We start from the raw sequence: 20,799 nt of genomic DNA on the forward strand, positions 1-20,799 counted from the left end.
CTTAAATCCTGAGTATCCTGATTCAGACAAATTCACATCCTGAAAATCCTTAAATCCTGAGTATCCTGATTCAGACAAATTCACATCCTGAAAATCCTAAAATCCTGAAAATCCTGATTCAGACAAATTCCTATCCTGAAAATCCTAAAATCCTGAAAATCCTGATTCAGACAATTAAATAATATATAGTAGTTTACAGGTAAAAACCATGAATACACTGTACAATTCTGATTTTTATGGATGGACAAAAACACAAGCACAACTACTCAGAGAAGAAAAATGGGAAACACTCGATAAACTCAACTTAATTGAAGAAATAGAAACATTGGGAAGACAAGAAAGAAGAGAATTAACCAACCGTTTAGCCTTGTTATTAGGACACCTACTAAAATGGCAACATCAACCAGAAAAACGTAGTAATAGTTGGTTAGCAACAATTCGAGAACAACGGACTCAAATCAAACGAATATTAGCAGATAGTCCCAGCTTAAAATCCTATTTAGAAGAAGCCTTTTTATTAAGTTATCAAGATGGAATTAACTTAGCAGTCAAAGAAACAAACCTCCCCTATGAAACCTTTCCAGAAAATTGTCATTATGAAATCACACAAATATTAGAACCTGAATTTTTACCAGAATTGTAACCTTCTAACCTTCTTCCTTCGCGCCTTTGCACCTTAGCGTCTTTGCGCGAAACAAAATTAACTCAACCGTTCCCGCAACCACAAAGCTAACAAAGGCATAGCTAACCGATAACCATGTTCAGCATCATAAATCAAACCCTTATGCTGTAACCCAGTTAACGCACCTTGCAGACTCCCACCCCGTGAAAGACCGTGCTTTTGAATATACTCCTTACTCTGAGGTTTATCCGTAGGATCAATAGCCAAAGATTCCAATAAATGTACCTGATTTGCAGGTAACAACATCAGCAAAGATTCATAAGTCATAGATAAATCTCTCAATAATCCTGCAATAGCCTTTTGAACATCTTCCTCCCGAATTAAACCATCTGCACAACGGGACGCAGATAACCGCCGAATAATCGCCATCCCATCGCCAATATGTCCCTGTACCGCCTCTAGAAATAGCTGTAAGGCTTGACTATGACAGTCAAAGGTGAAACCTTGCGTATGTAAAATTTCCCTCGCCCACAAGGCTAAAATATCCTTAGCTAAAGGGGCTAATTGGATAGTTTCTAGGGGATAATTAGTATCATCTGAATGTTGGCTAGACTCGGCAATCGTAGCTATTAGTACATAGCTAACATGAGGATAAGCCTTAACTTCTTTCCTAAATGTAGTTTCCCATAAACCATGACGATCCCAAGAACGAATATGGGGAAAACTTTCTAAAATCAGCAATATGCGGTGATTTAAATCAACCGCCATTATTTCCAATAAGTCTAACAAACTGGCGAAAGCTTGCCATAGTTGTTCCTGTTCCAAAGAACGAATTAGTTTGAGTTGAGTTTCAGAATTAAAAGTAAAAAATGCCGATGAATTTTCATTCAGCCAAGTTTGAACTTTCTCTGCTTCCCAGTTTTGACTAATCGCTTCCGCTAGTAATTGCACAAATCTCTCTGCTTCTGTAGCGCGAATGCAGTCTATTTCCAAGATAACTGTATTCACCTCCTGTGCTGCACCTCTCACTAAAGTGCGTCTCCCACTACCAGGGACTCCAGTAATTAACAAATCACCGTCTTTTGCCAGTATTTCAATAATCCGCTGAAACTCTACAGAACGTCCAATTAATTGTAAGGGAGTAGACAAATTTAAATTCACTCGGTTCTCGCTTTTACGTAATATATTATAATAACTATTAAGCTAAATTTAAAGGCAACTATGGTTAGTACAATCACTAAACCAAACAATATTACCCCAGAAACTACCCCCGCAGAACAGCGAGTAGTTTTCCACAATATCAGTTGGCAAAATTATCAGCAAATTTTAGCAGCATTAGGGCAAAGTCGTTCCTCTCGACTTATCTATGATCAAGGGACATTAGAAATTACTATGCCATTAGAAGAACATGAAAGTGCTACCAGATTAATTGAACTATTTATCCGCATTTTGGTAGAAGAAAGTGGATTGAAAATTAAAACAATGGGTTCAACTACCTTAAATCGTGATGATTTACAAAGAAGTGCTGAACCTGATAATTGTTATTACATTCAAAATCAACCTCAAGTAGTTGGGAAAAAAGTTGATTTAAATGAAGATCCACCACCAGACTTAATTGTAGAAGTAGATATTACTCATACTGACATCAATAAACTTGCTTTTTATGCCAGCATGGGTGTACCAGAATTTTGGCGTTATAACGGTGAAATAGTGCTATTTTATCAACTTCAAAATCATCAATATGTTGAAGGAGAAAAAAGTCCCACATTTTCTATAATCACCAAAGCAAAACTTTATCAATTTTTGCAAGATTGCCAAATAGATGAAGTGCAAGCTAGTAAGTCCTTTCGTACCTGGGTACAACAGGAAATACAGAATTAGAAATAATTGCATAGTAGGGGCGGGGTTTTCCCCACCCTGACAATTTGCTTAACTAGCTAACAGTGTCTTTTCCAAAGGAGTCCAGCGGAAAATGCGATCGCCACCTCTCTCAATTACCACCTTAACCCGTGGTTCTAACTTAGGCAAATTCATCAAATACTCAACTTCCTGATCAGAAAGAATATTTCCCTCAATAATCCACAACACCAACCCCTTAGACTTAGGAGGTAATTGTGCCAAATGAGAACTGATCATTGGTGGTAAATAATATACATCACCCACCGCCGCACCACTACTATTGCTTCTTTTGCCTAAATGTGGTGGTCTAACACCATGAACTTGCATCAGATACGCAGCCACATCACCCAGTCCCCTCGCAGTAATATGCAATGCCACATAGCCAGTTGACCGTAATCGGCGCAAATAGCGACCTTCATAGCCCCCCTCCAGAGGAACATAAACACCCAACGCCCCAAATTTCTCCAAATTGCGGATGAAACCGTTGCCAGTGGTAATTAGTGCCATAGATTTTTCTCCTATCCCACTTAGATATCTCTATTATTCACTCTCTAGTGGTAGATTAAGTTAAATGAAGCAGGATATTTTTCCCAATCTTGAAAATTCGGAACCGGAATATGGGTAATTTTTCCTACCTCCGCCTCAGCATCCCATCATAAAGCAAAAAAATACTGGACAAAAAGTCATGAATAGTTTATATTATTAGATTGTGACCGAATAGTATAATTAGCTAGGCATCTTTCTTATTTAGAGTTTCTAGTTAGTCCTAGTAGTCTGTCAAATTTATTTTGACGGGTTTTTGGTAGTGCGGGCATCTTGCCCGCGTGAGCGAGACGCTCACACTACAGTCCGTCATTTTTGGATTGACAGACTACTAGCATCTGAGTTTCTAGTTAGTTTCCCTAAAAGAATAAAACTGGCTGACTCCATAAGAGACTGCTAAACTAAAAAAGCTTTCAGGTCAAATCAAGAGCCAAATTCATATTTAAGCTCTCACACCAAATCACTCCCGTAAATCCTAAAAAAATTAGGCAAAATCTTAAACAATAGTTTAGGGTATGAAAATAAGTAGTTCCTTAGCAATAATGTTGGTTTCATGGCATTATGTTAAGACTAAGGAAAAGGATACTGAGGGTCAATAACCACTTAAGTCCTGCTACCACGGTAGAGTGCCAAAGCAACTGCTTGGACAAAAGCATTGCTGCACACAGCGCAAAGCCATCAAGCCTCGCATTGGATTCCAGAAGTAATACCTTCTCCATAGAGTAGGCACTTATTCCTGTTATTGTGATTGAGTAAGTGAAAATAAACAAACTCACTAAAGCAAAAGGGACAAAAATTGTTGCGTCGCCGAGAATTTGCACTGTCTAACGCCAGTCCAAATTTCAGAGGTAAAGTTTACACTCAAGCGACAGTGACAAAACCTGTCCCCATTCGACTTCCAAAAAAATAGAACGAAAGGAGAACCAGTAACTGTGTCTGTAGGTATTCTCGGCACCAAGCTGGGCATGACCCAAATATTTGATGAAGCAGGAGTCTCCATTCCTGTTACCGTCATCAAAGCCGGTCCATGCACCGTTACACAAGTTAAAACGAAACAGACCGACGGTTACTCTGCCATTCAGGTTGGTTATGGCGAAGTTAAACCCAAGTCACTGAACAGACCATTGTTGGGACATTTGGCTAAATCCTCCGCCCCACCAGTCCGTCATCTGAATGAATATCGCACCGATAGCACTGGTGATTATGCTTTAGGTCAAGAAATTAAAGCAGATATTTTTAGTGCTGGTGAAATTGTAGATGTAGTTGGTACAAGTATTGGTCGCGGTTTTGCCGGTAACCAGAAGCGTAACAACTTTGCTCGCGGTCCCATGTCACACGGTTCCAAAAACCATAGAGCACCAGGTTCTATCGGTGCTGGGACAACCCCAGGTCGTGTTTATCCCGGTAAAAGGATGGCAGGACGTTTGGGCGGTACTCGTGTCACAATTCGCAAACTGACAGTAATACGAGTAGATGCAGAACGCAACTTAATCATCATTAAAGGAGCTATTCCTGGCAAACCAGGAGCTTTAGTGAGCGTCGTTCCTGCAACTATAGTTGGCAAAAAATAGTCATTTAGTCATTGGTTAGGGGCAAAAAAAGACAACTAACAACTGACAACTGACAACTGACAAAGGACACAAAGATGGTAGAGAGTGTAATTAAAAATTGGCAAGGAGAGCAAGTCGGAGAGACAAGCTTCGACCTCCGGGTTGCCAAAGAAACAACAGCGGCGCATATCGTACACCGCGCCCTAGTCAGACAAATGACCAATTCTCGCCAGGGAACTGCCAGCACTAAAACTCGTGCAGAAGTTCGTGGTGGTGGTCGTAAACCTTGGCGGCAAAAAGGCACAGGTCGCGCCCGTGCTGGTTCTATCCGTTCACCATTATGGCGTGGTGGTGGTGTGATCTTTGGACCAAAACCCAGAGATTTCGACCTGAAAATGAACCGTAAAGAACGCCGTTTGGCATTGCGGACAGCATTTGTTGGCCGTGCTGAAGATTTAATAGTTGTTGAAGAATTTAGCAACGAGTTACAGCGTCCTAAAACCAAGGATCTCGTAGCAGCATTAGCTAGATGGGGTGCTGCACCAGAACAAAAGACACTGTTGATTTTGTCTGAAATAGCAGAAAACGTGCTTTTATCAGCCCGTAACATCGAAAACTTAAAACTGATTCCCGCCGACCAGTTAAACGTTTACGACTTGCTCCACGCTGACAAAATTATCGTCACATCATCAACCCTAGATAAGATCCAGGAGGTCTACAGTGCCTAAAGTAGTTGCCACCCGTGATCTACCGGATTTAGTGCGTCGCCCCATTCTCACCGAAAAAGCGACCATGCTCATGGAACAAAACAAATACGTATTTGAAGTCATTCCTAAAGCCACTAAGCCACAAATTAGAGCCGCCATTGAAGACCTATTTGCAGTTAAGGTCGTCAAAGTCAATACCGCTAACCCTCCACGCAAACAAAAACGCGTAGGTAGATTTATTGGTTATAAACCCCAATACAAGCGAGCTATTGTCACCGTTGCTCCTGGGGACGAAGAAAAAATCAGAAAAGTTCTCTTCCCAGAAGTTTAAGAATTTTAGATTAGAGATTTGCAATTGGGCTAATAAATAATTGCCAAAAAACAATTAAAAATCGAAAATCGAAATCAAAAAAATTCTGAATTAAAAATTCAAAACTCCAAAATCACTTATGGGTACTCGTTCTTATCGCCCTTATACCTCCAGTACTCGCCAAGTTATCATCTCCGATTTTGCCGAAATTACGAAAACTGAGCCAGAAAAATCATTAACTGAATCAGTTCATCGTCCTAAAGGTCGGAACAATCAAGGGCGGATAACCAGCCGTCGTCGGGGTGGCGGACACAAACAACTATACCGCATTATCGACTTTAAGCGAGATAAGCGGAATATGGCCGCTACAGTTACAGCCATTGAATACGACCCTAACCGCAATGCGCGGATCGCTTTAGTGTTGTATGAAGATGGCGAAAAACGCTACATCTTGCAAACAAATGGCATGACTGTAGGCACAAAGATAATTGCTGGACCTGAGTCTCCTATCGAAGATGGTAATGCCTTACCTCTATCGAATATGCCCTTGGGTACTAGTGTTCACAACGTCGAAATGACACCAGGTAAAGGTGGTCAAATCGTGCGGGCCGCTGGTGCAGTAGCTCAAGTTGTCGCTAAAGAAGGCAACTATGTAACCTTAAAGTTACCTTCAGGTGAAGTCCGGTTGATTCGGCGTGATTGCTACGCCACCATTGGACAAGTCGGTAATACAGACGCCAGAAACCTCAGTGGTGGTAAAGCTGGACGAAATCGCTGGAAAGGCCGTCGTCCCAAGGTGAGAGGTAGTGCCATGAACCCAGTGGATCACCCACATGGTGGTGGTGAAGGTAGAGCGCCTATCGGTAGATCCGGTCCTGTCACACCTTGGGGTAAACCCACTTTAGGGGCTAAGACACGGAATCGCAAGAAAGCCAGCACTAAATTGATTATCCGTCGTCGCCGCAAATCATCTAAACGTGGTCGTGGTGGTCGTCAGTCCTAACATCAAATTTGACAATTGACAATTAAGCATTATCAATTATCAATTGACAATAATCCCAAATCAAAAATTGAACTATGGGTCGTTCTTTAAAAAAAGGTCCTTTTGTTGCTGACCATCTGCTCAAGAAAATTGAGAAGTTAAACGCAAAAGATGAAAAACAAGTGGTCAAAACTTGGTCGAGAGCTTCGACAATTTTGCCCTTGATGGTAGGTCATACTATCGCTGTTCACAATGGACGGCAGCACATTCCCGTATTTGTCAATGAACAAATGGTCGGTCATAAGTTAGGAGAATTTGCTCCTACCCGTACCTACAGAGGTCATGGTAAAAGTGACAAAAAATCAGGGAGATAGATCAATTAAAAATTGAAAATTAAAAATTAAAACATGAGAATTTTTAATTTTTAATTCTAAATTTTTAATTGATAAACATAGAGTAAGTTATGAAAATGGCAACTGACACTACTGAAGTTAAGGCAATCGCCCGTTATATACGCATTTCTCCCTATAAAGTGCGCCGTGTACTTGATCAAATTCGCGGTCGTTCATACAGAGAAGCACTAATCTTGCTCGAATTTATGCCCTATGGCGCTTGTGACCCCATCTTAAAGGTTCTCAGAAGTGCCGCAGCTAATGCCGAGCATAATGCTGGTTTAGACAGATCCAGTTTGGTGATCAGTCAAGCCTATGCCGACCAAGGACCAGTGCTAAAACGGTTTCAACCCAGAGCGCAAGGTCGAGCTTACCAAATTCGCAAACCAACGTGTCATATCACTGTTGCTGTTTCCGCGGTTGCTACTGCTGAGTAAACAGCCACCAGGCACAAGAAAATTGCGTACAGTAAGAAATTTTAGAGGAAGCTTTTGTGGGACAGAAAATTCATCCAGTCGGCTTTCGACTGGGTATAACTCAAGAACACCAATCCCGTTGGTTTGCAGAACCTGACCGTTATCCAGAACTTCTCCAAGAAGACTACAAACTCCGTCAATACATTGAGCAAAAACTAGGTAGATACGCTCAAAATAACGCCGGTATTTCCGAAGTGAGAATTGAGCGCAAAGCTGATCAAATTGACCTAGAAGTCCGCACAGCTAGACCAGGTGTGGTTGTAGGTCGTGGTGGTCAAGGTATTGAATCATTGCGTCTTGGACTACAAGGAGCTTTGGGTGGTAATCGCCAAATTCGCATTAACGTTGTTGAAGTCCAACGAGTTGATGCTGATGCTTACCTGATTGCTGAATACATTGCTCAACAATTAGAACGTCGGGTTTCCTTCCGCCGAGTTGTGCGTCAAGCAATTCAACGCGCTCAAAGAGCAGGTGTCCAAGGAATCAAAGTTCAAGTCGGTGGTCGGCTCAACGGTGCAGAAATTGCCCGCTCAGAGTGGACTCGTGAAGGTAGAGTTCCTCTCCACACCTTACGCGCTGATATTGACTATTCTGGCTGCACAGCTAAGACAGTTTACGGAATTCTCGGAATTAAAGTTTGGGTCTTTAAAGGCGAAATTATTCCTGGACAGGAACAAGCTCCCGCTCAACCAGCTAAAGACCGTGAACGTGGAGATCGTGACCGTGAACGCGAACCCCGTCGCCGACAACAACAACGTCGTCGTCAACAGTTTGAAGACCGCTCCAATGAAGCCTAGTCAATGCTCATAGTCAGTGGTAAAAAAACTGACAACTGACAACTGACAACTGACAACCGACAACTGACAAATCATGTTAAGTCCTAGAAGAACTAAATTCCGCAAACAACAACGCGGACGCATGGAAGGTCTTGCCAGCCGAGGCAGTACCCTCAACTTTGGGGACTTTGGACTCCAAGCCCAAGAACCATCTTGGATTACCTCACGGCAAATCGAGGCTTCCCGTCGGGCAATGACTCGGTATATTCGCCGGGGTGGCAAAATCTGGATTCGGATTTTCCCTGACAAACCAATCACCATGCGTCCTGCTGAAACCCGGATGGGTTCTGGTAAAGGTAACCCAGAGTTTTGGGTAGCCGTAGTCAAACCAGGCCGGATCATGTTTGAAATTGGCGGCGTTACTGAAGAAATTGCCCGCGAAGCTATGCGATTAGCTGACAGTAAGTTACCAATTAAGACCAAGTTTATTACCCGCTCTCAACCACAGGAGCAGGAGTAGTTTATGCCTCTTCCCAAGATTTCAGAAGCTAGAGAATTAAATGACGAACGGTTGGCTGAAGAAATTGTCGCTGTGAAAAGACAACTATTTCAGTTGCGCTTACAAAAAGCCACTAGACAATTAGAAAAGCCTCACCAGTTCAAACACGCACGCCATCGGCTCTCCCAATTACTGACAGTAGAAGGAGAACGGAAACGGGCAGCGAGTCTTTCAGATCAAGAACAAAAGTAGGAGATTATGGCAGTCAAAGAACGAGTTGGCTTGGTAGTGAGCGATAAAATGCAAAAAACTGTGGTAGTAGCCATAGAAAACCGCGCTCCTCACCCCAAGTACGGCAAAATCGTAGTTCAAACCCGCCGCTATAAAGTTCACGACGAAGAGAATACTTGCAAAATAGGCGACCGGGTGCGGATTCAGGAAACTAGACCCCTGAGCAAAACCAAGCGTTGGCAAGTCAAAGAAATCCTGAACATTAAAGCTACTTAGTAAACAGTTGTACCATCAGCTACAACGACCCTAGAAGAGAGACCAGTTGTGATTCAACCCCAATCTTATCTGAATGTCGCAGATAATAGCGGTGCTAAAAAACTAATGTGCATCCGCGTATTAGGTGCAGGTAACCGCCGTTATGGTGGCGTAGGCGATAGAATTATCGCTGTTGTCAAAGAGTCTTCACCCAACATGGCTGTAAAAAAGTCAGATGTTGTAGAAGCAGTAATTGTGCGTACTCGTAAAGCTATTAGTCGTGACAGTGGCATGGCTATCCGTTTTGACGATAACGCCGCAGTGATTATCAATAAAGAAGGTAATCCTAGAGGTACAAGGGTATTTGGTCCGGTAGCTCGTGAACTGCGCGACAAAAACTTTACTAAAATTGTTTCTCTGGCTCCGGAGGTGCTGTAATGGCAAAGCGCCCACAACCCAAAGTTTTTCATAAAATGCACGTCAAAACCGGTGATACTGTCCAAGTCATCGCTGGCAAAGATAAGGGTAAAGTTGGGGAAGTGATTAAAGCACTACCACAATTGAGCAAAGTCCTTGTCAAAGGTGTCAACTTTAAAACCAAGCACGTGAAACCTCAACAAGAAGGTGAATCAGGGCAAATAGTCACCCAGGAGTACCCCATTCATAGCTCCAATGTGATGCTCTATTCCACCAAGCAAAACGTCGCTAGTCGCGTTTGCTACACTTTCACCGCCGAAGGCAAGAAAGTGAGAATGCTCAAAAAAACAGGTGAAATTCTCACCAATTAAAAATTAAGAATTAAAAATTAAAAAATTCGCAATTTCAATTTTTAATTTTTAATTTGGCATTTTTAATTGGAGGAAAGCGACCCTGACCAAGCCCAGGGGATATAAGGACAAACACTATGGCGAAAACACGACTTAAAACCGTATATCAAGAGACAATTACTCCCAAATTGATTACTCAGTTTGAATACACCAACGTGCATCAAGTGCCTAAGGTGATTAAGATAACTATCAACAGAGGTTTGGGAGAATCTGCTCAAAACGCCAAATCACTAGAGGCATCTATCAGCGAAATTGCCCTGATTACTGGACAAAAACCTGTGGTAACACGGGCAAAGAAAGCGATCGCCGGCTTTAAAATTCGTCAAGGTATGCCTGTAGGGATTATGGTGACACTAAGAGGCGAACGGATGTACGCTTTCTTAGATCGTCTGATTAACCTCACACTGCCCAGAATCAGAGACTTTCGTGGGATCAGCCCCAAAAGCTTTGACGGCCGTGGCAACTACACTCTAGGTGTGCGGGAACAGCTAATTTTTCCAGAAGTGGAATATGACAGAATCGATCAAGTCCGGGGTTTAGATATTTCTATCATCACCACGGCAAAAACCGACGAAGAGGGCCGCGCCTTACTTAAGGAAATGGGAATGCCCTTTCGCGATCAATAAGTTCATCTAAAGAGGGAACGATGGCGGCTAACGACACAATTGCAGATATGCTGACGCGCATCCGCAATGCCAATATGGCAAGGCATCAAACTACGCAAGTACCAGCTACAAAGATGACTCGTAATATTGCCAAGGTACTGCGAGAAGAAGGCTTCATTGCGGAAGTTGAAGAAGCAGGAGAAGGAATTAAGCGGAACCTAGTTATTTCCCTGAAATACAAAGGTAAAAATCGCCAACCCCTAATCACTGCCCTAAAACGAGTGAGTAAACCAGGTTTGCGTGTTTACTCCAATAGAAAAGAATTACCAAGAGTGCTAGGCGGTATCGGTATTGCCATTATTTCTACATCCAGTGGGATTATGACTGACCGCGAAGCACGCCGCCAAAATCTAGGCGGTGAAGTGCTTTGCCACGTTTGGTAGTCGTCATTGGTCATTGGTCATTGGTCAGTGGCAAAACAACGAACAACTGACAACTGACAAAAAACAACTGACAAAGAACAAAAAATCATGTCTCGTATTGGTAAACGTCCAATTACCATTCCCGCCAAAGTGCAAGTGGCGATTGATGGTGTCAAAGTAGTAGTGAAAGGTCCTAAAGGCGAACTTTCCCGTCTACTACCTAAAAATGTCATAGTCTCCCAAGAAGGAGAAACATTGATAGTTACTCGTCGGGATGAAACCCGTACCTCCAGACAAATGCACGGTTTGAGCCGCACCCTAGTGGCCAACATGGTGGAGGGAGTATCCCAGGGTTTTCAACGTCGCTTGGAAATCCAAGGGGTTGGTTATCGCGCCCAACTTCAAGGCAGTAACCTAGTTTTAAATATGGGTTATAGCCATCAAGTCCAAATTGAACCTCCAGCAGGAGTTCAATTTGCGGTAGAAGGGACAACTAATGTCATAGTCAGCGGTTATGACAAAGAAATTGTCGGCAACACAGCAGCTAAAATTCGTGCCGTTCGTCCACCTGAACCCTACAAAGGTAAAGGTATTCGCTATGCAGGTGAAGTGGTCAGACGCAAAGCTGGTAAGACTGGTAAGGGTGGTAAGAAGTAAATATGAAACTTACACGCAAAGAATCAAAACAACGTCGTCATCGGCGCGTTCGTAGCAAAGTCAACGGTTCCCCAGAACGTCCACGTTTGTCCATATTTCGATCCAATGAGCATATTTATGCTCAATTGATTGATGATGCCAAGCAGGAAACTATAGTAGCGGCATCAACCGTAGAACCAGAATTGAAATCTAGCATCGCTTCCGGTGCCAACTGTGACGCATCAGTGCAAGTTGGTAAACTGGTAGCTGTCCGCGCCCTAGAAAAAGGCATCACTAAAGTCGTTTTTGACCGTGGTGGTAACCTCTATCATGGTCGCGTCAAAGCCTTAGCCGAGGCGGCACGCGAGGCTGGTTTAGATTTCTAAGTCCGTCAGTAGTCAATAGTCAGTAGCAACTGACAACTGACAACTGACAACTGACAACTGACAACTAAAAGAGAGCATTGATTATGGTAACCGGTCGTCGTAAAGCAAGCCGTACAAAAAAAGAAGAAACCACCTGGCAAGAGCGAGTTATCCAAATCCGCCGGGTGAGTAAAGTCGTCAAAGGTGGTAAAAAACTCAGCTTCCGTGCCATTGTCGTCGTCGGTAATGAACGTGGACAAGTTGGAGTCGGAGTTGGTAAGGCATCAGATGTAATTGGTGCAGTTAAAAAAGGTGTCGCTGATGGTAAAAAACATCTAATTGACATCCCGATCACCAAATCCAATTCTATTCCTCACCCCATTGATGGTGTTGGTGGCGGTGCTAAAGTGATGATGCGCCCAGCCGCACCAGGTACAGGGGTAATTGCCGGGGGTGCTGTACGGACTGTATTAGAGTTAGCAGGAATACGTAATATTCTCGCTAAACAACTAGGTTCAAACAACCCTTTGAACAACGCCAGAGCAGCAGTCAACGCTCTATCTACCCTGCGAACATTAAGTGAAGTTGCTGAAGATCGCGGTATCGCCATTGAGAAACTCTATATTTAGTCAGTCTTTGTATCAGATTCTCAATCTAAAATCCAAAATCTAAAATCTAAAATCACAAACCAAAATGAGACTTAATGATGTTAAGCCCCAAAAAGGCTCTAAAAAACGCCGTAAGCGTGTAGGTAGAGGTATTTCTGCTGGACAAGGTGCTAGTGCTGGTTTAGGGATGCGTGGTCAAAAATCCCGTTCTGGTAGTGGGACAAGACCAGGTTTTGAAGGTGGTCAACAGCCATTGTACCGCCGGATACCTAAACTCAAGGGTTTCCCCCTGATGAACCGGAGAATCTACACTACGATTAATGTAAGTAGGTCGGCGTTAAAAAATCAATCTATGTAACGAAATATAAATTAACGAATACCTTATAAATAGGGTGTTTCACGGTTTTTACAAAACTAAACATATATCGATTTTATTGGGCCGACTTACTTAGAGAAATTAAATGATTTACCTGCTAACTCAGAGGTAACATTGGAATCCTTAAAAGCAGCGGGGATCTTAACCACTGTTAAAGGCCAATTGAAAATTTTGGGGAATGGGGAATTGAATGTTCCTCTTCAGGTAAAAGCTGCTGCTTTCACAGGCCAAGCTCGAATCAAAATCGAGGCTGCTGGTGGAAGTTGTGAAGCTGCATAAAAGTCTGAACTATGATTTTTATGATTAAGATGATTTATATGATTAGGATGATGAATGTGATTAGGATAATCATCTTCATCAAATAAATCACAAAAATCACAGTTCAGACGGCTTAATCATCTTCATCATCATGAATCACGTAAATCATAGTTAGGACTTCAAAGGTAAAACTCTATGATCAGTCGAGACAAAGCCCCAACAGCTCAAGAAACTTTTATGCAGATGGCGCAAGCAGCCGGACTGAGAGGTAGGCTGCTTGTCACTGTCGGTATTTTAATTTTGGTTCGCCTGGGTATCTTTTTGCCTGTCCCAGGAATTGATAGACCTAAGTTTGCTGAAGCTATATCGGGCAACAATTCCATCTTTGGTTTATTGGATATATTCTCTGGGCGGGGACTCTCTACTTTAGGTGTCTTTGCTTTAGGGATTTTGCCCTTTATTAATGCGTCCATTATTATCCAATTACTCACTTCTGCTCTGCCATCTTTAGAAAATCTCCAGAAAAATGAAGGCGAAGCAGGTCGGCGGAAAATATCACAAATTACCCGCTATGTGACTGTAATTTGGGCAATTATTCAAAGTGTGGCTTTTTCGGCATTATTTCTCCAACAATTTGCCAAAACACCAGGTCCGATATTCGTAGCAGAAACGGCTATCGCTCTCACTGCTGGTTCAATGTTCGTAATGTGGGCATCTGAACTGATTACAGAACGGGGTATCGGGAATGGGGCATCTTTGTTGATTTTTGTCAACATTGTGGCATCTTTACCCAAGTCTCTCGGCGATACCATTGACTTGGTACAAGTTGGTGGACGGGAAATAGTCGGGCGCGTCATCGTTCTTGTAGTGGTTTTTATGTTCACAATCGTGGGTATTGTGTTCGTACAAGAAGGAATGCGCCGCATCCCCATTATTTCTGCCCGTCGTCAAGTAGGTAGAAGAGTTTTAGCAGAACAGCGGAGTTATTTACCCCTACGTCTCAACTCTGGTGGGGTAATGCCGATTATTTTCGCAGCCGCAATCCTGAGTTTGCCACTTTTAGTCGCCAATTTCACTAAGAATCCCGAATTAGCAAACATTGTTAATACCTATTTAAGTCCTGGTGGTTCTGCACCTTGGGTATATGCCCTCGTTTACTTAACTTCCATTGTTTTCTTCAGCTATTTCTATTCTTCGTTGATTCTCAACCCAGTAGATGTGGCTCAGAATTTGAAAAAAATGGGTTCTAGTATTCCCGGTATTCGTCCCGGAAAAGCTACTAGTGAGTATATTGAACGGGTGACAAATCGCCTCACTTTTTTAGGAGCTATCTTTCTAGGTTTAGTGGCAATTATTCCCACAGCCGTAGAAAGTGCCTTAAAAGTTCCCACCTTTAAAGGACTAGGGGCAACATCTTTGTTAATTTTAGTCGGTGTGGCAATTGATACGGCTAAACAAATCCAAACTTACGTCATCTCTCAGCGTTATGAAGGAATGGTGAAACAATAGTGACGCGATTAATCTTCTTGGGACCACCGGGTGCTGGTAAAGGAACTCAAGCTCAAACCTTGGCTGCATTTTTGCAGATTCCCCATATTTCTACAGGTGACATTTTACGTCAAGCTATTCAAGAGAAAACAACTTTGGGAATGCAAGCCCAAAGTTTCATGGATAAAGGCGAATTAGTCCCCGATAAATTAGTAGAAGATATGGTAAAGGAACGCCTGCAACAATCAGATACTAAAACAGGTTGGATTTTGGACGGCTTTCCTCGTAAAGTTACACAAGCAGAGTTTCTAGCAGAATTACTTAAAAGTCTAGGACAGGGTGGTGAAAAGGTAGTCAATCTGGATGCACCAGATGAAACTGTCATTACTCGGTTATTAGGACGCGGACGAAAAGATGATACTGAAGAAGTGATTCGTCGGCGCTTGGAAGTCTACCGTGATGATACTGCACCCTTGATTAACTTTTACAGCGATCGCCAAAAACTCCTCACAGTCAACGGTAATCAGTCCCAAGAAGAAGTTTTTACTGATTTGAAAAATATCATAGCTGCTTAAAGAAACTCAGGGGTAGCGGTCTATGTCGGCAGAGAGAAAAAATTTTTCCATTGCCTTATTACCTCGCCCCTATCTTCCAAGCCAGGCGTAAGTCAATTTTAGCTAAGATATATTATTAAACTGTTGATATTTTTCTCCAATTGTGTTCTTGCCATGAAAGTGGACAAGGACAACAGGAGATTATTGAGTTGAGGAAAAAACTTGTCTAAGCAAGATTTAATTGAAATGGAAGGGACTGTCACCGAATCGTTGCCTAATGCAATGTTTCGTGTTGACTTAGATAACGGCTTTAATGTCCTGGCACACATTTCTGGGAAAATTCGCCGTAATTACATCAAGATTTTACCTGGCGATCGCGTCAAAGTTGAATTAACACCCTACGACTTAACCAAAGGTAGAATCACCTATCGCCTGCGGAAGAAATAAAATCAATAACAGAGAATCTTACCATACATAAATCAACTGGTCTTTTTCTAGTTACATAACTGAAATATTTCTTCTAGAAATGCTATAATTTACTATTTGGAGTCAATTTTAAAGGCATGAAAGTCAGAGCCTCAGTTAAGAAAATTTGTGAAAAGTGCAGCGTGATCAAGCGTCGTGGTCGCGTGATGGTGATTTGTGAAAATCCCAAACACAAACAACGCCAAGGATAGAAACTATCTATCAAAGCAAAGTTAAACCCGCGACCATGAAATGGCTAAAGCCACAAAATCGCACTTTGCTAACTGCAACTACGAAAACAATAGGGAGAGATTCATTGTGGCACGGATTTCCGGCGTAGACCTTCCCCGCGATAAGCGGGTAGAAATTGGTCTAACATACATTTACGGAATTGGCTTAACTAGATCACATCAAATTCTCGCAGCTACTGGCGTAAATCCAGATATCCGCGTAAAAGACCTGTCTGATGCTGATGTAGCCGCTCTCAGAGGAGAAATCGAAAGCAACTATCAGGTTGAAGGAGATTTACGCCGTCTAGAAGGACTAAATATTAAGCGTTTGATTGATATTGGCTGCTACAGAGGTCGTAGACACCGCATGGGCTTACCAGTGCGTGGACAAAGAACCCGGACCAACGCAAGAACCAGACGCGGTAGAAGACAGACAGTGGCTGGTAAGAAGAAAGCCCCTGGCAAATAATTTTTCTAAACTTGCTGCAATTAGCAAGTTGTACCTTAAATTCACTAAAGAAATATGGCCAGACAACCAACGAAAAAATCCGGGAGCAAAAAGCAGAAACGGAACGTACCCAATGGGGTTGCCTACATTCAGTCTACCTTCAACAATAGCATTGTCACGATTACCGATCAAAATGGAGATGTTATCTCCTGGGCAAGTGCTGGTTCTAGTGGATTTAAAGGGGCAAAAAAGGGAACTCCCTTTGCTGCACAAACCGCTGCTGAAAGCGCAGCTAGACGAGCCACAGACCAAGGAATGCGGCAAATCGAAGTCATGGTGAGTGGTCCCGGTGCAGGTAGAGAAACCGCTATTCGGGCGCTTCAAGGTGCAGGATTGGAAATTACACTCATTCGAGATATTACCCCAATTCCCCATAACGGTTGCCGTCCACCCAAGCGCCGTCGAGTTTAAACAGAACCTATTGGGTAATCAAGCCAAAAGCTAGAACCCTTGGGAAATCATCAACAATGCCCTCTGTGGCTGGTAATTTTGAACTATTTTCCCCAAGCGAATACTTGTTGAATTTAGACGCGTGGGGTAAATAAGTTCGCTTTCAAGAAAATTTGAGAAGCAATTAATTTGTCTTCTAGCAGCACCTTAACAAGGGAGGCTACTCCGTGGCTCAGTTTCAAATTGAATGTGTAGAGTCTAATGCTGAGGAAAGTCGGAGCTATTACAGTAAGTTCGTTCTAGAACCCCTAGAGCGCAGTCAAGGGACAACTGTTGGTAACGCGTTGCGGCGGGTTTTACTTTCTAACTTAGAAGGAACATCAGTAACAGCGGTGAGAATTGCTGGTGTTAGCCATGAGTTTGCGACAGTTCCAGGGGTAAGAGAAGACGTACTAGAAATCCTCATGCGAATGAAGGATGTCATTCTCAAGAGTTATTCTTCTCAACCCCAAATTGGTCGCTTACTCGTGAACGGCCCAGCAACAGTTACTGTAGCGCATTTCGACTTACCTAGTGAAGTAGAAGTGATTGACCCGACCCAGTATATCGCCACCATTGCTGAAGGTGGAAAACTGGAAATGGAATTTCGGATTGAGAAAGGCAAAGGCTACAGGACTGTAGAACGAGGCAGAGAAGAAGCCACATCTTTGGATTTTCTCCAAATTGACTCAGTGTTTATGCCCGTACGGAAAGTCAACTATAGTGTTGAAGAAACCCGTGACGATGGTTCTTTGAAAGACCGACTACTGTTGGAAGTATGGACTAATGGTAGTATTTCTCCTCAAGAAGCACTATCATCTGCCGCTGGAATTTTGGTAGATTTATTCAACCCACTGAAAGATATCTCCTTAGAACCAACGGATACAGGTTCAGATATCCCAGATGATCCCACCGCGCAAATTCCGATTGAAGAATTACAGTTATCTGTCAGAGCTTATAACTGTCTCAAACGCGCTCAAGTAAATTCCGTAGCCGACTTATTGGATTACACCCAAGAAGACCTTTTAGAAATCAAAAACTTTGGTCAAAAGTCAGCAGAAGAAGTAGTGGAAGCTTTACAGCGTCGCTTAGGTATTACTTTACCTCAAGAAAGAAGCTCTAAGCCTAGCTAAATCAAAACCATTAATAATTCACTCTTTGCATTATTATGCGCCATCGTTGCCGAGTCAAAAAACTTAGTAAACCAGCGGATCAACGTCGCGCTCTTCTCAGAGCTTTGACAACAGAGTTGGTACGTCATGGTCGAATTACTACAACTTTAATCAGAGCTAAAGTTGTCCGCAGTGAAGTAGATAAAATGATTACCCTAGCTAAAGATGGCTCTTTAGCATCACGTCGAAAGGCCTTAGGCTATATCTACGACAAAACTCTGGTTCATGCACTATTCGAGCAAGCCCCAACTCGGTATGCTGGCCGTCAAGGTGGTTATACTCGCATTCTGCATACCGTCCCCCGTCGCGGTGATCATGCTGAAATGGCGATTATTGAACTAGTTTAAAGTTATTAGTCATTAGTCATTGGTCATTGGTCAGTAGCAAATAAAAAACAACTGACAACTGACAACTGACGACTGACAAACAACTATGTTAGAAAGCAGCCAGCATAATTCTACTCAGCGAGTAGCCTTGGTTATTCAGTACATAGGTACTCATTTTCACGGCTGGCAAAGACAAAAAGGACAGCGCACTGTCCAGGAAGAGATAGAAACAGCTATAGCCACTGTTCTAGGGTATCATGTGACACTCCACGGAGCAGGTAGAACTGATTCTGGAGTCCATGCTGCCGCTCAAGTAGCCCATTTTCAAGCTACAGGTTCAATTCCTGCTCACAGGTGGGCAAAGGTTCTCAATGGCTATTTGCCCCCAGGGATATTGATCAGGGCATCAGCAGGTGTAAGTGAAAGTTGGCACGCTCGTTTTAGCGCAGTTTACCGACGATATCGCTACACTATCTACACTGAAAATTTACCGAATTTATTCGCGCAACCTTTCAGTTGGCATTATTATTATGCCCCCTTGGATGCAGACTTAATTACATCTGCCCTGAAACCGCTACTGGGAAAACACCATTTATCTGCTTTTGAACGGGCTGGGTCAGCGCGATCGCATTCCTGGGTAGAAGTGCAAGCTGTAGAATGCCGTCGTAGTGGAGCATTTATCCATATTGAAATTCAGGCTAATGGATTTTTATATGGCATGGTGCGGCTATTAATCGGAATGGTAGTACAAGTAGGTTCTGGTCAGCGGACTCTAGATAACTTCACCGACATCTGGCAACAAGAACGCCGGGAAGAAGTGAAATATTCTGCACCTGCTCACGGGTTATGCTTGTTGAGAGTCGGTTATCCCGATTTTCCCTTTCCGCCAAAAATTTGGTATGACACCCAACCATACCTAGTCATGGGTCATGACAATTGACAATTGACAACTAACAACTGACAACTGACAATTGACAACTGACAACTGACAACTGACAACTGACAACTGACAACTGACAACTGACAACTGACAACTGACAAAAAAAATGACTAAAACCTACCTTCCCCCTCAAGCATCTATTGAGCGCGATTGGTACTTAGTAGACGCTACAGATAAACGTCTGGGTCGTCTTGCTACCGAAGTTGCAATGATCCTCAGAGGCAAAAAGAAACCTGAATTTACACCCCATATGGATACAGGGGATTTTGTCATTATTATCAATGCTGAGAAAGTGGCAGTTACAGGTAAAAAGCGCACCCAAAAAGTTTACCGTCGTCATTCCGGCCGTCCTGGTGGAATGAAAACAGAAACTTTCGCTAAGTTGCAACAGCGCTTACCCGAAAGAATCCTTGAACACGCTATTAAAGGTATGTTACCTAAAAATAGTTTGGGTAAGCAATTATTTACCAAGCTGAAAGTGTATGCAGGCCCAACTCATCCTCATGCAGCACAACTACCCAAAGAAATCACAATTAGTACAATTCCTGGAGAAAATTAATGCAAGTAGCAGAAACTACTAGCGGTCGTGCCGTTTACTGGGGTACTGGTCGCCGTAAATGTTCAGTTGCTAGTGTCCGTCTAGTTCCCGGTGAAGGGAAAATGACTGTTAATGGCAAAGATGGAGATTTGTATTTCCAATTCAATCCCAACTACTTAGGAGCTATTAAAGCACCTTTGGAAACCTTGGGATTAGAAAGCGAATATGACATTTTGGTGAAAGCCGAAGGTGGTGGCTTAACTGGACAGGCTGATTCTATTCGTCTAGGAGTTGCCCGCGCTTTGTGTCAACTTGACCCAGATAACCGTTCACCGCTGAAAACTGAAGGCTATTTAACTCGTGACCCACGAGCTAAAGAACGGAAGAAATACGGTTTGCACAAAGCCCGCAAAGCACCTCAATACTCCAAACGTTAAGATAGGAGTCAGGAGTCAGGAGTCAGGAGTTCAGAAGGAAAAACTTTTACCCAGTCCCCAGTCCCCAATCCCCAGTCACAATTTATATAGATTCGCAACAAAAAAACAATGGCTAAACCTGATATTCATCCCAAATGGTATCCAGACGCTAAAGTCTACTGTAATGGTCAAGTTATTATGACCATTGGTGCTACCAAACCCGAATTACACGTAGATGTTTGGTCTGGAAATCACCCCTTTTACACTGGTACTCAGAAAATGATTGATACTGAAGGCCGTGTAGAACGCTTCCTCCGTAAATATGGTATGTCCAGCACTCAAACTGAAACTCAAACTGGCGACGATAATCAAAAGTAGCTGGTTGGCTGTAACT

At 42.8% G+C, this 20,799-nt stretch carries 33 protein-coding genes and 2 pseudogenes; 33 read left to right on the forward strand and 2 right to left on the reverse strand.

The genetic code is table 11. From position 1 onward, the window contains the following. Positions 1 to 208: 208 nt before the first annotated feature. The gene (locus PN450_RS06460) at positions 209 to 643 is read left to right on the forward strand and encodes a DUF29 domain-containing protein (RefSeq protein ID WP_148762853.1); all 435 of its coding nucleotides are present in this window, start codon (positions 209 to 211) and stop codon (positions 641 to 643) included. Positions 644 to 700: 57 nt separating this feature from the next. Here PN450_RS06460 and PN450_RS06465 read toward each other — a convergent pair whose 3' ends face one another. After that, positions 701 to 1,783: an ATP-binding protein gene (locus PN450_RS06465; protein WP_148762855.1), complete on the reverse strand. Its 1,083-nt coding sequence runs from the start codon at positions 1,781 to 1,783 to the stop codon at positions 701 to 703. Positions 1,784 to 1,843: 60 nt separating this feature from the next. Here PN450_RS06465 and PN450_RS06470 point away from each other — a divergent pair, with 60 nt between their 5' ends. After that, complete coding sequence (locus PN450_RS06470) at positions 1,844 to 2,503, forward strand: Uma2 family endonuclease (RefSeq protein WP_148762857.1); 660 nt, start codon at positions 1,844 to 1,846, stop codon at positions 2,501 to 2,503. Positions 2,504 to 2,551: 48 nt separating this feature from the next. Here the strand turns inward: PN450_RS06470 and ndhN are convergent, their stop codons facing one another. After that, complete coding sequence (ndhN, locus tag PN450_RS06475; RefSeq protein WP_148762859.1) at positions 2,552 to 3,028, reverse strand: NAD(P)H-quinone oxidoreductase subunit N; 477 nt, start codon at positions 3,026 to 3,028, stop codon at positions 2,552 to 2,554. Between the two features lie 968 nt (positions 3,029 to 3,996). Here ndhN and rplC point away from each other — a divergent pair. The 31 genes and pseudogenes from rplC to rpmE all read left to right on the forward strand — a co-directional run bounded on the left by rplC (position 3,997) and on the right by rpmE (position 20,783). Then, positions 3,997 to 4,635: a 50S ribosomal protein L3 gene (gene rplC / locus PN450_RS06480; RefSeq protein ID WP_148762861.1), complete on the forward strand. Its 639-nt coding sequence runs from the start codon at positions 3,997 to 3,999 to the stop codon at positions 4,633 to 4,635. 74 nt (positions 4,636 to 4,709) lie between these two features. Further along, positions 4,710 to 5,342 carry a 50S ribosomal protein L4 gene (gene rplD / locus PN450_RS06485; RefSeq protein ID WP_168695300.1) on the forward strand — a complete coding sequence of 211 codons (633 nt, stop codon included), beginning with the start codon at positions 4,710 to 4,712 and terminating at the stop codon, positions 5,340 to 5,342. Then, complete coding sequence (locus tag PN450_RS06490) at positions 5,335 to 5,652, forward strand: 50S ribosomal protein L23 (RefSeq protein ID WP_148762865.1); 318 nt, start codon at positions 5,335 to 5,337, stop codon at positions 5,650 to 5,652. The genes rplD and PN450_RS06490 overlap by 8 nt, the downstream gene beginning before the upstream one ends. A 118-nt stretch (positions 5,653 to 5,770) precedes the next feature. Further along, a complete protein-coding gene (gene rplB / locus PN450_RS06495) occupies positions 5,771 to 6,634 on the forward strand; it encodes a 50S ribosomal protein L2 (protein ID WP_271835783.1) in 864 nt (287 codons plus the stop codon). A gap of 74 nt (positions 6,635 to 6,708) precedes the next feature. Continuing rightward, positions 6,709 to 6,987: a 30S ribosomal protein S19 gene (gene rpsS, locus PN450_RS06500; RefSeq protein ID WP_015079209.1), complete on the forward strand. Its 279-nt coding sequence runs from the start codon at positions 6,709 to 6,711 to the stop codon at positions 6,985 to 6,987. A 95-nt stretch (positions 6,988 to 7,082) separates the two neighbouring features. Beyond that, the gene (gene rplV / locus PN450_RS06505; RefSeq protein WP_041458279.1) at positions 7,083 to 7,442 is read left to right on the forward strand and encodes a 50S ribosomal protein L22; all 360 of its coding nucleotides are present in this window, start codon (positions 7,083 to 7,085) and stop codon (positions 7,440 to 7,442) included. A 56-nt stretch (positions 7,443 to 7,498) separates the two neighbouring features. Next, a complete protein-coding gene (gene rpsC / locus PN450_RS06510) occupies positions 7,499 to 8,278 on the forward strand; it encodes a 30S ribosomal protein S3 (protein ID WP_015079207.1) in 780 nt (259 codons plus the stop codon). A gap of 73 nt (positions 8,279 to 8,351) precedes the next feature. Continuing rightward, positions 8,352 to 8,777 carry a 50S ribosomal protein L16 gene (rplP, locus tag PN450_RS06515; protein WP_015079206.1) on the forward strand — a complete coding sequence of 142 codons (426 nt, stop codon included), beginning with the start codon at positions 8,352 to 8,354 and terminating at the stop codon, positions 8,775 to 8,777. Positions 8,778 to 8,780: 3 nt separating this feature from the next. Continuing rightward, positions 8,781 to 9,008 carry a 50S ribosomal protein L29 gene (gene rpmC / locus PN450_RS06520; RefSeq protein ID WP_015079205.1) on the forward strand — a complete coding sequence of 76 codons (228 nt, stop codon included), beginning with the start codon at positions 8,781 to 8,783 and terminating at the stop codon, positions 9,006 to 9,008. A 6-nt stretch (positions 9,009 to 9,014) separates the two neighbouring features. Then, complete coding sequence (gene rpsQ / locus PN450_RS06525) at positions 9,015 to 9,263, forward strand: 30S ribosomal protein S17 (protein ID WP_015079204.1); 249 nt, start codon at positions 9,015 to 9,017, stop codon at positions 9,261 to 9,263. 48 nt (positions 9,264 to 9,311) lie between these two features. Next, positions 9,312 to 9,680: a 50S ribosomal protein L14 gene (gene rplN / locus PN450_RS06530; RefSeq protein WP_015079203.1), complete on the forward strand. Its 369-nt coding sequence runs from the start codon at positions 9,312 to 9,314 to the stop codon at positions 9,678 to 9,680. Then, positions 9,680 to 10,030 (forward strand): 50S ribosomal protein L24, encoded by a 351-nt coding sequence (gene rplX / locus PN450_RS06535; protein ID WP_015079202.1) that lies wholly within the window; start codon positions 9,680 to 9,682, stop codon positions 10,028 to 10,030. The genes rplN and rplX overlap by 1 nt, the downstream gene beginning before the upstream one ends. 116 nt (positions 10,031 to 10,146) lie before the next feature. After that, entirely contained in the window at positions 10,147 to 10,695 is a 549-nt protein-coding gene (rplE, locus tag PN450_RS06540) for a 50S ribosomal protein L5 (RefSeq protein WP_148762871.1), read from the forward strand. A gap of 20 nt (positions 10,696 to 10,715) precedes the next feature. Further along, positions 10,716 to 11,117: a 30S ribosomal protein S8 gene (gene rpsH / locus PN450_RS06545; protein WP_015079200.1), complete on the forward strand. Its 402-nt coding sequence runs from the start codon at positions 10,716 to 10,718 to the stop codon at positions 11,115 to 11,117. 87 nt (positions 11,118 to 11,204) lie between these two features. After that, a complete protein-coding gene (gene rplF / locus PN450_RS06550; protein WP_168633961.1) occupies positions 11,205 to 11,753 on the forward strand; it encodes a 50S ribosomal protein L6 in 549 nt (182 codons plus the stop codon). 2 nt (positions 11,754 to 11,755) lie between these two features. Beyond that, a complete protein-coding gene (gene rplR, locus PN450_RS06555) occupies positions 11,756 to 12,118 on the forward strand; it encodes a 50S ribosomal protein L18 (RefSeq protein ID WP_015079198.1) in 363 nt (120 codons plus the stop codon). An 83-nt stretch (positions 12,119 to 12,201) separates the two neighbouring features. Continuing rightward, the gene (rpsE, locus tag PN450_RS06560; protein ID WP_148762875.1) at positions 12,202 to 12,726 is read left to right on the forward strand and encodes a 30S ribosomal protein S5; all 525 of its coding nucleotides are present in this window, start codon (positions 12,202 to 12,204) and stop codon (positions 12,724 to 12,726) included. A gap of 64 nt (positions 12,727 to 12,790) precedes the next feature. Then, a pseudogene (gene rplO / locus PN450_RS24185) lies at positions 12,791 to 13,033 on the forward strand (50S ribosomal protein L15); the annotation flags it as partial. 126 nt (positions 13,034 to 13,159) lie between these two features. After that, positions 13,160 to 13,360 (forward strand): annotated as a pseudogene (locus tag PN450_RS24190) (uL15 family ribosomal protein); the annotation flags it as partial. 174 nt (positions 13,361 to 13,534) lie between these two features. Then, positions 13,535 to 14,848: a preprotein translocase subunit SecY gene (gene secY / locus PN450_RS06570; RefSeq protein ID WP_015079195.1), complete on the forward strand. Its 1,314-nt coding sequence runs from the start codon at positions 13,535 to 13,537 to the stop codon at positions 14,846 to 14,848. Then, positions 14,848 to 15,402, forward strand: coding sequence for an adenylate kinase (locus PN450_RS06575; RefSeq protein ID WP_148762877.1), 555 nt, complete (start codon positions 14,848 to 14,850; stop codon positions 15,400 to 15,402). Before secY ends, PN450_RS06575 begins: the two co-directional genes overlap by 1 nt. A 201-nt stretch (positions 15,403 to 15,603) precedes the next feature. Continuing rightward, entirely contained in the window at positions 15,604 to 15,828 is a 225-nt protein-coding gene (gene infA / locus PN450_RS06580) for a translation initiation factor IF-1 (RefSeq protein WP_006276978.1), read from the forward strand. 116 nt (positions 15,829 to 15,944) lie between these two features. Next, positions 15,945 to 16,058, forward strand: coding sequence for a 50S ribosomal protein L36 (gene rpmJ, locus PN450_RS06585; RefSeq protein ID WP_015079193.1), 114 nt, complete (start codon positions 15,945 to 15,947; stop codon positions 16,056 to 16,058). 106 nt (positions 16,059 to 16,164) lie between these two features. Beyond that, positions 16,165 to 16,545 (forward strand): 30S ribosomal protein S13, encoded by a 381-nt coding sequence (rpsM, locus tag PN450_RS06590; protein ID WP_271835784.1) that lies wholly within the window; start codon positions 16,165 to 16,167, stop codon positions 16,543 to 16,545. Between the two features lie 54 nt (positions 16,546 to 16,599). Further along, the gene (rpsK, locus tag PN450_RS06595; protein WP_015079191.1) at positions 16,600 to 16,995 is read left to right on the forward strand and encodes a 30S ribosomal protein S11; all 396 of its coding nucleotides are present in this window, start codon (positions 16,600 to 16,602) and stop codon (positions 16,993 to 16,995) included. A 206-nt stretch (positions 16,996 to 17,201) separates the two neighbouring features. Next, a complete protein-coding gene (locus PN450_RS06600; RefSeq protein ID WP_015079190.1) occupies positions 17,202 to 18,146 on the forward strand; it encodes a DNA-directed RNA polymerase subunit alpha in 945 nt (314 codons plus the stop codon). Between the two features lie 35 nt (positions 18,147 to 18,181). Continuing rightward, positions 18,182 to 18,532: a 50S ribosomal protein L17 gene (gene rplQ / locus PN450_RS06605; RefSeq protein ID WP_213711416.1), complete on the forward strand. Its 351-nt coding sequence runs from the start codon at positions 18,182 to 18,184 to the stop codon at positions 18,530 to 18,532. Between the two features lie 85 nt (positions 18,533 to 18,617). Then, positions 18,618 to 19,451, forward strand: a complete 834-nt coding sequence (truA, locus tag PN450_RS06610; RefSeq protein WP_168695294.1) for a tRNA pseudouridine(38-40) synthase TruA — start codon at positions 18,618 to 18,620, stop codon at positions 19,449 to 19,451. Between the two features lie 106 nt (positions 19,452 to 19,557). Next, on the forward strand, positions 19,558 to 20,010 hold the full coding sequence (rplM, locus tag PN450_RS06615) for a 50S ribosomal protein L13 (protein ID WP_015079187.1): 453 nt from the start codon (positions 19,558 to 19,560) through the stop codon (positions 20,008 to 20,010). Then, complete coding sequence (gene rpsI, locus PN450_RS06620) at positions 20,010 to 20,426, forward strand: 30S ribosomal protein S9 (protein ID WP_015079186.1); 417 nt, start codon at positions 20,010 to 20,012, stop codon at positions 20,424 to 20,426. The genes rplM and rpsI overlap by 1 nt, the downstream gene beginning before the upstream one ends. Positions 20,427 to 20,534: 108 nt before the next feature. Next, positions 20,535 to 20,783 (forward strand): 50S ribosomal protein L31, encoded by a 249-nt coding sequence (gene rpmE / locus PN450_RS06625; RefSeq protein WP_213711418.1) that lies wholly within the window; start codon positions 20,535 to 20,537, stop codon positions 20,781 to 20,783. Positions 20,784 to 20,799 lie beyond the last annotated feature (16 nt).

The sequence above is a fragment of the Dolichospermum lemmermannii CS-548 genome (assembly GCF_028330815.1).
Taxonomy (GTDB): domain Bacteria; phylum Cyanobacteriota; class Cyanobacteriia; order Cyanobacteriales; family Nostocaceae; genus Dolichospermum; species Dolichospermum lemmermannii.